The 13,154-nt window shown below is 51.8% G+C and carries 12 protein-coding genes; 4 read left to right on the forward strand and 8 right to left on the reverse strand.

Going from position 1 to position 13,154, the window contains the following annotated elements; translation table 11 throughout:
* Positions 1-103 precede the first annotated feature (103 nt).
* Positions 104-526, forward strand: a complete 423-nt coding sequence (locus ABWV76_RS11365) for a hypothetical protein (protein ID WP_425411205.1) — start codon at positions 104-106, stop codon at positions 524-526.
* Positions 527-535: 9 nt separating this feature from the next.
* Here ABWV76_RS11365 and ABWV76_RS11370 read toward each other — a convergent pair whose 3' ends face one another.
* The 6 genes from ABWV76_RS11370 to miaB form a co-directional block, all read right to left on the reverse strand.
* Positions 536-1,453, reverse strand: coding sequence for a TIGR01777 family oxidoreductase (locus ABWV76_RS11370; RefSeq protein WP_020412513.1), 918 nt, complete (start codon positions 1,451-1,453; stop codon positions 536-538).
* Between the two features lie 138 nt (positions 1,454-1,591).
* Positions 1,592-3,160, reverse strand: a complete 1,569-nt coding sequence (gene lnt, locus ABWV76_RS11375) for an apolipoprotein N-acyltransferase (protein ID WP_353375999.1) — start codon at positions 3,158-3,160, stop codon at positions 1,592-1,594.
* Between the two features lie 125 nt (positions 3,161-3,285).
* Positions 3,286-4,179, reverse strand: coding sequence for a CorC family transporter (locus ABWV76_RS11380; protein ID WP_020412515.1), 894 nt, complete (start codon positions 4,177-4,179; stop codon positions 3,286-3,288).
* A 69-nt stretch (positions 4,180-4,248) separates the two neighbouring features.
* Positions 4,249-4,719: an rRNA maturation RNase YbeY gene (ybeY, locus tag ABWV76_RS11385; RefSeq protein ID WP_020412516.1), complete on the reverse strand. Its 471-nt coding sequence runs from the start codon at positions 4,717-4,719 to the stop codon at positions 4,249-4,251.
* Between the two features lie 17 nt (positions 4,720-4,736).
* Entirely contained in the window at positions 4,737-5,765 is a 1,029-nt protein-coding gene (locus ABWV76_RS11390) for a PhoH family protein (protein ID WP_026304992.1), read from the reverse strand.
* 208 nt (positions 5,766-5,973) lie between these two features.
* Positions 5,974-7,341, reverse strand: a complete 1,368-nt coding sequence (miaB, locus tag ABWV76_RS11395; RefSeq protein ID WP_020412518.1) for a tRNA (N6-isopentenyl adenosine(37)-C2)-methylthiotransferase MiaB — start codon at positions 7,339-7,341, stop codon at positions 5,974-5,976.
* 181 nt (positions 7,342-7,522) lie between these two features.
* On the opposite strand from miaB, the gene ABWV76_RS11400 reads away from it, so the two are divergent.
* From ABWV76_RS11400 to olsF, 3 genes are all read left to right on the forward strand, one after another.
* Positions 7,523-7,855 carry a DUF1820 family protein gene (locus ABWV76_RS11400; protein ID WP_211214910.1) on the forward strand — a complete coding sequence of 111 codons (333 nt, stop codon included), beginning with the start codon at positions 7,523-7,525 and terminating at the stop codon, positions 7,853-7,855.
* A 301-nt stretch (positions 7,856-8,156) separates the two neighbouring features.
* Entirely contained in the window at positions 8,157-8,948 is a 792-nt protein-coding gene (locus ABWV76_RS11405; protein WP_353376000.1) for a UDP-2,3-diacylglucosamine diphosphatase, read from the forward strand.
* On the forward strand, positions 8,945-10,618 hold the full coding sequence (olsF, locus tag ABWV76_RS11410; protein ID WP_353376001.1) for a bifunctional ornithine lipid synthase OlsF: 1,674 nt from the start codon (positions 8,945-8,947) through the stop codon (positions 10,616-10,618). Before ABWV76_RS11405 ends, olsF begins: the two co-directional genes overlap by 4 nt.
* A 75-nt stretch (positions 10,619-10,693) precedes the next feature.
* Here olsF and ABWV76_RS11415 read toward each other — a convergent pair whose 3' ends face one another.
* Both ABWV76_RS11415 and ABWV76_RS11420 read right to left on the reverse strand, forming a co-directional pair.
* Positions 10,694-11,971 carry an aspartate aminotransferase type Ic gene (locus tag ABWV76_RS11415; RefSeq protein WP_353376002.1) on the reverse strand — a complete coding sequence of 426 codons (1,278 nt, stop codon included), beginning with the start codon at positions 11,969-11,971 and terminating at the stop codon, positions 10,694-10,696.
* 143 nt (positions 11,972-12,114) lie between these two features.
* Positions 12,115-12,981, reverse strand: coding sequence for a DUF6279 family lipoprotein (locus tag ABWV76_RS11420; RefSeq protein WP_020412524.1), 867 nt, complete (start codon positions 12,979-12,981; stop codon positions 12,115-12,117).
* Positions 12,982-13,154: the final 173 nt, after the last annotated feature.

Consider the following 13,154-nt stretch of genomic DNA (forward strand, 5'->3'; position numbering starts at 1 on the left):
TAACAGGCGTCGAGCAAGAGAAAGTACTCTTGAATGCTAGTTGCACCGGATTTAGGATGACTGGCGCCACAGGACTAACCCACTGATTATTTTTTAACATGGAATGGCGACTGTGGATTACAAACATAACAATAAACGAGATAACCTTAAGATGAAGGGCATCCCGGTTTCTTTTACTCCCATCCAATTACACAACCGCTTGAATCGAGCGGTTTGGGTTGGCTTCAAGCGCGTAGAACAGGATGGGCGAACTCTATTATTTCTTAGTGCCGGCGCGGAGAGTGGCGCTCAGCTCAGCAAGAATTTTGAAACCTTCGCCGGGCAAATTGTCCGCGAGTACCGCTTTAACCCATCAGAGGTGGAGTTTATCGAGCTGCGCGAGAGAGCCGGTGAATCCCAGTGGTATCGATGGCACGCCCAGTGGGTAGGGTCCGCACCAATGGAGTGCCACGGGGATTTGGTAACTAGCGAATCCAGTCGTCGCTACCTATCGGAGGCGTTGGAGAGCAGTATGGCGGCTGCCTGAAGCTGTGCCCTAAGCCTGCGCTCTATTGGCTGCATTGCCGCCGTTCAGAAGGTCGGCAAGGGCCTGTTCCAAAGTGGGAAACTGGAAACTGTAGCCGTTGTCCAGAGCGGTGCGCGGCTCCACCCGCTCACTGGCCAGTAGCAGCTCCTCTGCCATATCTCCGAAGAGTGTTTTAAGCAACCACGCAGGCGAACGCATAAAGGATGGACGATGCAGCTGTTTGGCCAGCAATCTGGAAAAGCTGTTATTGGTTACCGCTTCGGGAGCACTGGCATTGAATGTTGTGCACAGGTGCTTGTCAATCGCATGTAGCATTAACCCCACCTCATCCTCCTCGTGAATCCAGCTCATCCAGTGTTCCCCGGAACCCATGGGCCCACCAAGACCAAGGCGGAAAGCTGGTAACATCTGTGGCAGGGCTCCGCCACGGGTGGAGAGTACAATAGCAGTGCGGATGATCCCGACACAGATTCCTGCTCTTTGCAGGGGAAGTGTTGCCTCCTCCCAGTCGCGACATAATTGAGCAGAAAACCCTCCTCCGGGAGGACTGTCCTCCCTAAGAAGTTCGCCACCACGGTCCCCGTAGTAACCAATTGCTGACCCGGAAAGGAAGTAATCTGGACGTTTCCTCTGAGTTAGGGCCCAGCGCACTAACTTCTCTGTGGTTTTTAATCGGGAGTTGCGAATTTCGGTCCTGCGCCTCTCACTCCAACGGCGGGAGATTGGTTCGCCCGCCAAATTTACTACCACATCAACTGCGTGTTTAACCTCTTCGGGTTCACTAATTGCTTCGACCGCCTCCCCGCAGAGTGTGCGCACCTTATCTGGCTGGCGGCTAAGAACTGTGATTGTGTCGCCGCGGGCGAGCCAGCGTTGGCAAAAAAGTCTGCCTATCAGGCCTGTGCCACCACTGATTAAACAATGCATACAAAGGCATCCCTGCCAAATTTTTACCGGTAATTTGAATGCAGCATAGCAGTCCGGTGCTGCTGGCGGCCGTAGGGTTGGTCCTGGCCAAGGAAGAATATCTGGGCATGGGATTGAGAGAGTGAATTTGGGGTCGGTTTACTGGTCAGTGGCCTCACCGGTGATAGGGCTACCGGTCTTAACGGCCTTCTTACGACGTAGAATGATTGCCAAGGCCAACATTGGCAAAGCCAGGGCAAATACAATAGAGATCCCGGCCAGCATAAATGGGGTGGAGCCGCGCATGGCACGAATGTCACCGGTCATATTGGCTTGCTCAAATTGTGGCAACTGCTCAAGGATCTGCCCGCGGGGGTTCACTATTGCCGTCATTCCGGTATTGGTGCCGCGTACCAGATAGCGACCAGTTTCCAGGGCTCGCATCTGTGCCATTTGCATATGCTGCAATGGGCCGATGGAATCACCAAACCAGGCGTCGTTGCTAATGGTGAGTAGCACCTGAGCGGAAAGGGCGCTACTGGCTACCAGACGTGGGTAAACGATCTCATAGCAAATTAATGGTGCCCAGCTGGCCCCTCCGGCATTCAGTGGGCTTTGCTCATCAGGCCCTGAGCTAATGAAGGAAGTGGGCAAATTAAAAAACTCGATGGTACCCCGGATAAAATCTTCCAGGGGGACATACTCACCAAAAGGTACCAAGTGACGTTTATGGTAGACACTGGGGTTCCGGCCATATACTGCAGCTGAGTTGTGTATGACATTGCCACTCTGGTCGGGGTCGCGTCTGTCAAAGAGAATTCCACTGATCAGGTCGATTCCGGTTTTTTCTGCATTGCGCTGTAATGCCCGCATTAGATTTGGAGCTTGGCCATAGAGCATGGGCAGTGCGGCTTCAGGCCAGATAATCACATCCACATCTTTGTCACTCAGGGCACGGGTGCCGTCTTGATAGCGGCTGATGGTTTCACCGCGAAACTCGGGCAACCACTTCTTTTCCTGTGGAATATTCGCCTGCACCAGGCCGACTGTGATAATTCCGCCTTCAGGGCGAGTCCATTCTACATTGGCCAGGGTGGCACCTATTGGCCAGGTAATTAGCGCGGCACCGAGCAATGCTATATGGCTGCGTTGTTTGAGAGGCACCAAACGACCACTGACTGCCAGGGCGAGTACTGCTGCGCTGAACGCGAGTATTAAACCGACGCCGTAAACACTCAGTACCGGGGCCCAGCCCGACAACCAGGTTTCCAGATGTGCATAACCAGAGAATAACCAGGGAAATCCGGTGAACATCCAGCTGCGGAACCACTCGCTGATAAACCAGAGGGCGGCAAAGGCCAGGGCAAAGCTGAATTTGTTATCGGTAAAACGGCCAAGGAAATAGAAGGGAGCGGCCAGCAATGCCGCCATCAGGGCAACGAATCCACCGGTAAGGGCCGCTCCTAATGGGGGGTCGGCGTTACCGAAGTTTGTAATAGAAACGTAAACCCAGGAGCCCCCGCTGGCAAACAGCCCCAGGCCAAAACAGAACGCCAGCCACAGGGCGCGACGCCCCTTTATTACCTTTCCCCCTGATGCTTGCAGGTAAACCCATGCAAGCAGGGCCAGGGACAGCAGTCCGCATACCCAGTAATTAAACGGGGCGAACGACAGTGTCATTAAGCCGCCGGCAGCGGCGCTGGTGATAGGAAAAAGTAATCTTCGCATAAATTCGCTTAGCTGATGCCGGACACAAGTGCCAGCGGATCGAATCTCTCTACCCCCAACACAGAGCGGGGAGCGCAGTCTTTGGCCCTCTCCCGGCGGTGGTCTGCGAGGAGTCGCGTCCTGGGTCAGTCCTCTTCTGGTGGTTTGCGCATATGCGCTACGCGCAGTAGGTGGATCTGTCGGCTGTCTGCATAAAGTACCCTGAACATAAAGTCGCCTAAACGGGTGACCTCATCGCGGCCAGGTAAATGACCGAAAGATTGCATAATCAAACCGCCAACCGTATCGAATTCTTCATCGCTAAATTCGCATTCGAAAAATTCATTGAACTCTTCAATAGGGGTAAGCGCTTTAACGATATAGTCATTGTCGCCAACCCGACGGATAAAGCTGTCTGCTTCTTCTTCGTCGGTTTCATCTTCGATTTCACCGACAATTTCCTCAAGAATATCTTCAATCGTGACAACGCCGGAGACTCCGCCATATTCGTCGATCACGACCGCCATATGGTACCGGTTCTCGCGGAATTCGCGCAGCAGGATATTTAGGCGTTTACTTTCGGGAATAATATTGGCGGGGCGAATAATATCTTCGAGCTGGAATTCGCCGACGCCTTTGAGGAGTAAAGGCAGCAGGTCCTTGGCCAGAAGAATTCCGCGGATATCGTCAATGCTTTCACCGACAACCGGGAAGCGGGAGTGGCCTGACTCAATAATTTTGGGCAAGAATGTTTCAGGCTTGTCCTCCAGTCCCACCACCACCATTTGCGAGCGGGGAATCATGATCTCCCGAACCTGCTGGCTGGAAACGTCCAGGGCACCCTCAATGATGGATAGTGCCTCAGCATCGACCAGCTGGTTGTCAGCTGCGTCTTTAATAATATCCAGCAATTCATCGCGGGATTTTGGCTCAGCAGAAAATGCGCTGAACAATTTTTCCAGCCAGTTTTTTTCACTCGATCGGGGTTTGTTTGAAGAGTGACTACTTGGGGGCTCGTCAGTGGTCATGGAAGTGGCCATGCTCCGGGTATCTCTCGTCTCTTGCTAATTAATTACAGTTAATCGGTAACTTTGGCTGGGCCTGGGTAGTTACCCCGCCTCTTCCAAAGGGGCATAGGGGTCGGCATAGCCTAGCCCTGTCAATAGTTTTGTCTCCAGCTGTTCCATAACCTCGGCCTCGGCGTCTTCTATATGGTCATAGCCCAGAAGGTGCAGTGTGCCATGGACCAGCATATGTGCCCAGTGCGCCGAGATCGATTTGCCTTGTTGGTCCGCTTCCATTTGTACAACTGGTGCACAGATCACAAGGTCTCCCAACAAGGGGAGATTCAGCTCCGCTGGAAAGTCGGTATGAAAGGATAAGACGTTGGTCGGTTTATCCTTACCTCGATACTGGCTGTTGAGCTGCTGGCTCTCCTCTTCGTCGACAATACGCACAGCGAGTTCCGCTTCTTCACGGTGGTCGGTCAGTGCCGTGATTATCCAGGCGCGAATATCTTCATCGGAGGGCAGGCCTGTACAGCGGCTGACCCGCTGTACATCGAGAGTTAAATCAATCATATGGGTACGACGAAACCTCAGGCGGCATTCTCGCCAGCCTTGTTGGAGACGTCCATTTCCCGATCAGCCTCATGGATATCGTAAGCTTCCACAATACGCTGAACCAGTGGGTGGCGTACCACGTCTTTGGCGCCGAAATGAGTAAAGCTGATACCGTTGACTTTGCCGAGCACTTCAACAGCGTGGCGCAGGCCCGATGCCTGACCGCGGGGCAGATCTACCTGGCTGGGGTCCCCTGTGATTACTGCGGTGGAACCGAAACCAATTCGCGTCAGGAACATCTTCATCTGCTCGCGAGTGGTGTTCTGGCTTTCGTCAAGAATGACAAAGGCATTATTCAGGGTGCGTCCCCGCATATAGGCCAGTGGTGCTACTTCGATCACATTGCGTTCGATAAGCTTGCCAACCGTCTCAAAGCCGAGCATCTCGTAGAGAGCGTCGTACAGGGGGCGCAAGTAAGGGTCTACCTTCTGGCTTAAATCGCCAGGCAGAAAACCCAGTTTTTCCCCGGCTTCCACCGCCGGGCGCACCAGCAGAATGCGCTCTACCTGGTCCTTGAGCAGGGCCTCAACTGCGCAGGCCACTGCCAGGTAGGTCTTGCCGGTGCCAGCTGGGCCTATGCCGAAATTGATATCATTGGACTGAACGGCATGCACATACTTGCGTTGATTCAGCCCGCGCGGGCGCACGGAACACTTCTTAGTGCGAATTAAGACTACTTGGTCGACTTCTGAGGAACCTTCCTCATCGCCTTTATTGAGCAGTTCCTCGACGCCTGCCTGCTGCAGGGCCAAGTGAATCTCATCGGGCGTAAGGTGGTTTTGGGAGTCGGTTTCCTTGTAGAGAAAGCTCAGCAGTTCACCTGCAGCCTTGGCAGGCTTAGGTTCGCCATAGATGGCAAATTGGTTGCCACGATTGCGGATCTCAATATCCAGTCGTTGTTCAATTTGGCGTAGATGTTGGTCAAATTGGCCGCAGAGATTTGCGAGACGGCGGGCGTCGTTGGGTTCGAGAGTAATGCTGTGAGCTAGGGTATGAGTTTCCAAATTGGTTTCCGGCACCTTAATCTGTAGGGTTCATTGCTAGGGTATACCCATTTTCCCCGTATGGGAAAGTCTTGAGTGCTACCAATAGGTTCTAACTTTACCTGATTTTAATTACGTCTTGTAATTTAGCCAGGTTATAAGGGGCAGTTTGGCGGCAAGATGTGTTTTTAAAAAGCAACTTGCCGATGGTAAGGCTGTCCGTAGTGGCTTAGAACAGAGCCTCTTCCAATTCTGAAGTGACCAGTGTGCCACGTAATGAGTTAGGCAAGGCCTCCTCGATTACCACATCGGCAAACTTACCGATCAATGCCAAGTTATCGGCACGGAAATTGACTACACGGTTATTTTCCGTGCGCCCTTGCAATTGTCCCGGGTCTTTCTTGGAGACGCCTGTGACCAGAACCCGCTCAGTATTGCCCACCATACGCCGGGCGATGGCTGCGGCTTGCTGGTTGATACGGTTTTGCAGCAGCTGCAGGCGCTCTTTCTTCAGGTCTTCTGGAGTGTCGTCCGGCAAGTCTGCTGCCGGCGTACCCGGGCGCGGAGAGTAGATGAAGCTAAAGGAAATATCGAAGCCTACCTCCTGGATCAGGTTCATGGTGGCTTCGAAGTCCCTGTCGGTTTCACCAGGGAAGCCGACAATAAAGTCAGAAGACAGGCAGATATCCGGGCGTATCTTTTTCAGGCGGCGGATCTTGGACTTGTATTCTAAAGCTGTGTGGCCGCGTTTCATGGCCATCAGGATACGGTCTGAGCCACTTTGCACCGGAAGGTGGAGGTGGCTAACCAGTTCTGGTACCTGCGCATACACATCGATCAGGGCATCGGAGAACTCAACCGGGTGTGATGTTGTGTAGCGAATACGGTCGATACCATCGATTGCCGCTACATAAGTAATTAGCTCGGCAAAATCTACCTCGTGACCGTCTTCACCAGTGGCGCGATAGGCATTTACATTCTGGCCCAGCAGGTTGACTTCGCGTACTCCCTGGTCCGCCAGGTGCGCAATCTCTTCCAGTACATCGGTAACTGGACGGCTCACTTCCTCTCCGCGGGTATAGGGAACCACACAGAAGGTGCAGTACTTGGAACAACCTTCCATAATAGAGACGAAGGCGGTAGCGCCGTCAGCTTCTGGTTGGGGCAGTCGGTCAAATTTCTCGATTTCAGGGAAACTGATATCTACGACGACCACGCCATTTTTCTGCTCTTTGGTTTCCATCATCTCTGGCAGGCGATGCAGGGTTTGCGGACCGAAAATCAGGTCGACATAGGGCGCACGCTTGGCGATTGCCTCGCCTTCCTGGCTGGCCACACAGCCTCCGACGCCGATAACCAGCTCGGGGTTTTTTTCCTTGAGGCGTCTCCAGCGACCCAGCTGGTGGAATAGTTTTTCCTGGGCTTTCTCGCGAATAGAACAGGTATTGACCAGTAGCACATCCGCCTCTTCAGGGTCGTCGGTGGGTACCATGGCGTGTGACTCGCCGAGCAGATCGCGCATCCTGGCGGAATCGTACTCATTCATTTGGCAGCCGTGGGTTTTGATGTATAGCTTTTTAGCCGGTGTATCGGACATATTGTGCCTGATTAAAAACTGGTCAATTAAACGGGTGGGGCATTATAGCGACAGGACCAGGCACTGCATAGATGGCTATATTAGCCCTTGAGAACCTGTGCTATTCTTGCGCGCTTTTTCGGGCTTTGCCCGCTTTCTGAACAATTTCGAGCTTCGGGGTATTCCCCATCCTGAGAAACTTATGGCCAACCCGATATATAAAGTGATTTTCCACAACCAGAGCCAGGTGTATGAACTCTATGCCCGGGCTATTTATCAGAGTGATATGTACGGCTTTATCGAAGTCGAAGAGTTTGTATTTGGGGAGAAGGCCCAGCTGGTTGTAGACCCCAGTGAAGAAAAGCTGAAAACAGAATTTGCTTCGGTAACTCGCTCCTATATCCCGATGCACAGTATTGTGCGTATCGATGAAGTGGAGAAAGAGGGAACTGGTAAAATTGTCGAGGTTAAAGGCGATAAAGTTGCGAAATTCCCCTTTGCGCCGCCCATTCGTCATCCTCAGGACACCGAATAATCTTCCCTCCTTTTACCGAGTCAGCGGGCCTTGGGCCAGGCTGATTCGGGCGCCTAAAGCCCTCGCAGTCTAGCGGGTTTCACTGCAATATAAGCTTCAATAAAAATCCTCGTGACTGTCATCAAATCGCTGCAAAGTGATTGCCAGGGCGATCAGCGACCTTATTTCCATTGCTTGATCGCAGCTTGCGAACTATCGCCTGCAATCCTGGCTGAGTGGAAATGAGCTGAAGTTCACTCCCATTCTGTTGGTAGAGGCAATTGATCGCAGCTAATAACTGGTCAAATGCTGGAACCTTTCTATGAGCAATCGCTACCGCGCGCTGTGGATATCCGATGTCCATTTGGGTAGTAGAGACAGTGAGCCCCATCGTTTGGCGGATTTCCTGGCGCAAAATCGAGCCGAAACGGTTTATCTGGTGGGTGATATTTTTGATATGCATGCCCTGTCCCAAGGGCGAGGCACCTGGTGTCAGGCATCCAGCATGTTATTGGGGATGCTCTCTGAGTTGAGTAATGAGATTCCGGAAGTGATTTATGTCCCCGGAAACCACGATGCACCCATGCGCAGCTGGTCAGGTAAGCGCCTCGGCAATATCCGTATAGAGCGTGACTGGGTACATACGGCCTGTAATGGTCGCCGTTACTGGGTCACTCATGGGGATCAATTTGAACACCATATAAAAATGCACCCGGTGAGCTATCACATTGGGGATCGCAGTTATTACCTGATGCTACGTTTTAATCGTTGGATAAATTACTGGCGCAGCCGCTTCGATAAGCCTTGGTGGTCCCTGGCCAGCCAGATAAAAAACCGGGTGGGCGCGGCTAGGCAAATGATGAGCGACTTCGAAGATATTGCCGCGATATCAGCGGTAAATCGTGGCGTGGATGGTGTGATTTGTGGACATATCCATCGCCCCGCGCTACGGGAAAAAAAGATCGGGGAGGGCATTGTGACTTATGCCAATTGTGGTGACTGGGTTGACTCTATGAGCGCGGTGGTTGAACAGCACGACGGTAGCTTGGAGTTGTTGCACTGGTACAGGGCACCAAAAATTGCCAGCATAATGACGGAGGTGGTGGCAGCATGATCCAATTGGAAGCACTCCTACAAAAAAATGCTTGGTATAGCGCTGCGCCGCAAAAACCAACCCGTAAAATTGTCTCCGCAACTCTGAAAAAAATCTGTTGTGAAGAGCGGATTGTGGAGTTTGGTCGAAACTATCCACATCTGGGAGGGCTTGATTTTATTCGGCAGCTCTTTAGTGAATTGGATTTTCGCTATGAACTGAATCCCTCTGAGCTGGAAAGGATTCCGGTCAATGGACCGCTGGTTATCGTAGCCAACCACCCGCTGGGCAGTCTCGATGGGCTCGCTCTGATTGATATGGTGGCCCGGGTGCGCAAGGATGTCCGTGCGGTGGCAAGTCAGTTGCTGTGGAATATAAAACCGTTACGCCCCTATTTCCTGCCTGTGGATAATTTCCGTGGACGCACCCGTCGTGCAGATGTGCAGGGAATTTATGAGTACCTGGAAGAAGGGGGGGCGATTATTATTTTTCCCGCCGGGGAAGTATCGCGCTTTAGCCCGCAGGGGGTGCGTGACGGTCGGTGGAATCCGGGCTTCGTGCGCTTCGCAGAAAGAGTCAATGCACCAATTCTTCCTGTACAGGTGCTCGGCAGAAATTCCTGGTGGTTTTACGGTCTGTCCATGCTGAATAAACCTCTTTCAACACTCTGGTTGATCCGGGAAATGTTTAAGCAGGAGAGACGCGGTATTGATATACGGATTGGCCATCCGCTTGAGGCGGAGCATTTCCGCAGCTGGCCGCTGACCCCTCGGGCCCAGGCGGCACTTTGGCGAAAGCATGTTTACAAACTGCAGAGTTCGCCGGCACCTCTTGGTCCAGAATTGATTGCGCCGGCTGAATCTCAGTCGGAGGTGGCGCATGTAATTGATAACTGTGAGGTGTTGGCCGAACAGGGAGCGTTTTCTGTACGTCTTTACCGGCAGAGGGCAGATTGTCCAGTGATGCGAGAGTTGGCAAGGGTGCGTGAGGTAGCTTTCCGTTCCGTGGGTGAGGGTACGGGGCAAAGCCGGGATTGGGATTGCTTTGATGCTCACTACGATCATCTGCTTTTATGGGACCATGAGTATCAGGTAATTGCAGGGGCCTATCGCATAGCAAGTACAGAGTCTCTGGGCGAGAGTGAAATTTATAGCAGCACTCTGTTCAATTACCCTCTGCCACCCAGTCAATGCCTGCCTGGGTCGGCAGAGTTGGGACGCAGTTTTCTGCTACCTCAATATTGGCGCGGGCGCGGCCTCGATTTACTGTGGACCGCGATCGGCCAGTGGGTGTTGCGCAGTAAAGTGCGTTATCTTTTCGGACCGGTATCAATGCCGGGAACATTTTCGGTGCGTGCCAAGTCCGCAATTGTGCGCTATTTTTCCCATTATTTTTCCCCAGAGAATCCTCTCGGTGATGCTCGATTGCCTTTCTTACAGGCTGGTGAACCCCTGCCTGATCTTTCGGGGGATTCTGTTTTGGACATGCGCCAGCTAAAGCAGGTGCTACGTGAAGAGGGGGTGGTTTTGCCACCTCTTTTTAAAAAATATGCTGCCTTGACCAAACCGGGCGGAACCAGTTTTCACGCTTTCAATATTGACCCGGAATTCTGTGATTCTGTTGATGGACTTGTGGTGGTGGACCTTCATTTGGCTGACGAGAAATTCGCTAAACGATATTTGGCTAGCTGATTTAATTCTTCAATAAAAAGGCGGCCCTATTGGCCGCCTTTTTATTGGTATTTTCTACGTAGCTGTATTTAAGGGTTAAGCCAGTTTCTGCAACTGTTGTCGTATGCTCGCAAGTTTTACACAGAGAACAAATACAGCCATGGCGGTGTCGAGTTCGTCCAGAGGGGGGAAGCTTGGTGCAATACGGATATTGCTGTCTTCAGGATCCTTTCCGTAGGGGAAGGTGGCGCCTGCTGGTGTAAGTTTGACTCCGGCATCGGCAGCCAGTTTTACCACCGCTTTTGCACAACCCGGGCGGGTATTGAAAGAAACAAAGTAACCACCCTCGGGCTTTTCCCATCGACCAAGGTCGGTATCGCCGAGTCCATTTTGCAGGTGTTCCAGCACACACTCAAACTTAGGTTTGAGAATATCAGCATGTTTATGCATATGGTCTTTTAAGGTCGTGTGCTCGGCAAAAAATCGGGAGTGGCGTAGCTGATTTACCTTGTCTGGGCCGATGGTCATAGCCTGCATCTGCTGTTTTAAAGAATCCAGGTTGGCGCTACTCGCACTGACAAACGCGACCCCAGATCCCGCGTGGGTCACTTTGGAGGTGGAAGCAAACTGCAATACAGAATCTACGGTGTCATTTTCCAGAGTTGCAGAACGGATGCTGGGGAGGCCCACATAGTGACCGAAATCGTGCACTGAATAGGCATTGTCCCAGAAAATACGAAAACCAGGGTTTGCGATATGTCCCAATTGTGCCAAGCGCTCGACGGTTTCTGGGCTGTAAGTAATGCCTGTGGGGTTGGAGTACTTGGGAACGCACCAGATGCCGATTATATCGCCATCTTCCTTGACATGTTTTTCCACGGCATCCATATCGGGCCCTCCCTCCCCCATGGGGATATTAATCATGCCAATGCCAAGTTGCTCACAAATTGTAAAGTGACGATCGTAGCCAGGTACTGGGCATAGAAATTTGGGCTCTTTTAATTCCCTCCAGGGAGTGGTGCCGGCAAAGCCGAATAGGTAGCCGGTCATAACTGCGTGATACATCAGAGTGAGGGAACTGTTACCACAGGCGATAACCTCCTCTGTGGGTACCTGCAACATGTCAGCACCCAGCTCACGCGCACAGGTGAGGCCAATCAGGCCACCATAATTACGAGTGTCAGTGCCATCGGCGGCACGATAATCGGCAGAGAGAATCCCATCAAGCTTATCGGATAAGTTCAGTTGTTCCGCTGAAGGTTTGCCCCGGGTAATATCCAAGTTCAGTTCATGTTGGCAAATGCGTTCGTAGTGGGCGCTTAATTCCTTTTCCCATTCCGTAAGTTGGGCGCTATTAGCGGATTCAATATGCACGTAATTTCCCCTGGCAGGTCACTGGAGTTGGCGAGCTTAGCAGCCTATATGCAGATTCGTCAGCCCTGTTTAGGCACAGAATGAATAGTTTCTTTTGAATCTACTTTGGTTCTAGGAATTGGGGCTGTTATTAGGGGGGGATGCTATTGACTGGCGAGGGTGCGGAAGTCTTGTGCATATTCTCTCAATGTATTGCTGAGATGACTTCTTTGCGCTGGGCTGGTACTTAATAATATTTGCTTGGCCAACTCACGTGCTTGCTGTTTGCGTTTCTCTTGTGCCTGTTGATATTGTGGCGACCAGAGCTGCTCTGGATTCAGGAGTAGGCTACGCAGTTTGTCCAGATAATCCGTCGGCTTTGTTCGCAATAACTCCATGGCTTTTGCTTGCCAGAGTAGCCTTTGCTCACTGCGTTGCATGGGGTTGTATTCCATCTTGGATACCATAGCCGCAATCAGGTTTTTTTGTTCTTCTGTCAGGCTGCCAAGCCACCGGACGCTTTCCTTGCGGATCTGCTTGTCCCGTTTACGTCGGATTTTTTCTGGGGACTGCTGCCATTTCTTCAGTTTTTTTTGATCTTCTTTCAGAAGATTGCCTTGTAATTCATCAACTTGCTCATCATTGAGCTGCGCGGCAATAGGCAATAGTAAGTTGTAAGCATTTTCGCTGGCAGAATTTAGGAACAGCTCAACCTGTTTCTCCACAGGCTCCAACTGAGGATTCTCCAAACCGCCCTCATCAACTCTGTCTGCCAGATTGGTGAGGAAATCGGCGTAGCGGGGTAGCTGTGTTTGCCGGTGCCACCGGAAGAAGCTTTGTAATGCAGCTTGAAGTTCGCCTTTCTGTATCCTGTCCAGATTAACGTAGTCGTTAGCCTTCCAGCGTATCCAGTAATCGACGTTGTTGTAGACAAATTGAATACTGGAGCAGCTACTGATTAATAGAAGGGTGACAATTAGCGCGACATTGCGCCAGAAAACAAATGTTGGCGTACCAGCTGGCTTTGCCATCGACTCTTTCCTGTGGAAATTGTTCGGCCGCTGCCGATGGGTCAATCCCAAGCATAGATGATGAACTATTGGCCTGTGATGTGGCGCCTTAAAGATTGTGCATACAGTGAATACAGCACCTTGCTGGCAGGGGTATATGCTAATGGCAAACCATAGTGCTAATTAGGTATGGC

This window comes from Microbulbifer sp. NBRC 101763 (assembly GCF_040371615.1).
GTDB classification, from domain to species: Bacteria; Pseudomonadota; Gammaproteobacteria; order Pseudomonadales; family Cellvibrionaceae; genus Microbulbifer; species Microbulbifer variabilis.

Excerpts from the sequence above, each read along its gene's own strand:
- ABWV76_RS11365 (WP_425411205.1), top strand. The coding sequence starts at position 104 with ATGGCGACTGTGGATTACAAACATAACAATAAACGAGATAACCTTAAG.
- ABWV76_RS11370 (WP_020412513.1), bottom strand. The coding sequence starts at position 1,453 with ATGCATTGTTTAATCAGTGGTGGCACAGGCCTGATAGGCAGACTTTTT.
- lnt (WP_353375999.1), bottom strand. The coding sequence starts at position 3,160 with ATGCGAAGATTACTTTTTCCTATCACCAGCGCCGCTGCCGGCGGCTTA.
- ABWV76_RS11380 (WP_020412515.1), bottom strand. The coding sequence starts at position 4,179 with ATGGCCACTTCCATGACCACTGACGAGCCCCCAAGTAGTCACTCTTCA.
- ybeY (WP_020412516.1), bottom strand. The coding sequence starts at position 4,719 with ATGATTGATTTAACTCTCGATGTACAGCGGGTCAGCCGCTGTACAGGC.
- miaB (WP_020412518.1), bottom strand. The coding sequence starts at position 7,341 with ATGTCCGATACACCGGCTAAAAAGCTATACATCAAAACCCACGGCTGC.
- ABWV76_RS11400 (WP_211214910.1), top strand. The coding sequence starts at position 7,523 with ATGGCCAACCCGATATATAAAGTGATTTTCCACAACCAGAGCCAGGTG.
- ABWV76_RS11405 (WP_353376000.1), top strand. The coding sequence starts at position 8,157 with ATGAGCAATCGCTACCGCGCGCTGTGGATATCCGATGTCCATTTGGGT.
- olsF (WP_353376001.1), top strand. The coding sequence starts at position 8,945 with ATGATCCAATTGGAAGCACTCCTACAAAAAAATGCTTGGTATAGCGCT.
- ABWV76_RS11420 (WP_020412524.1), bottom strand. The coding sequence starts at position 12,981 with ATGGCAAAGCCAGCTGGTACGCCAACATTTGTTTTCTGGCGCAATGTC.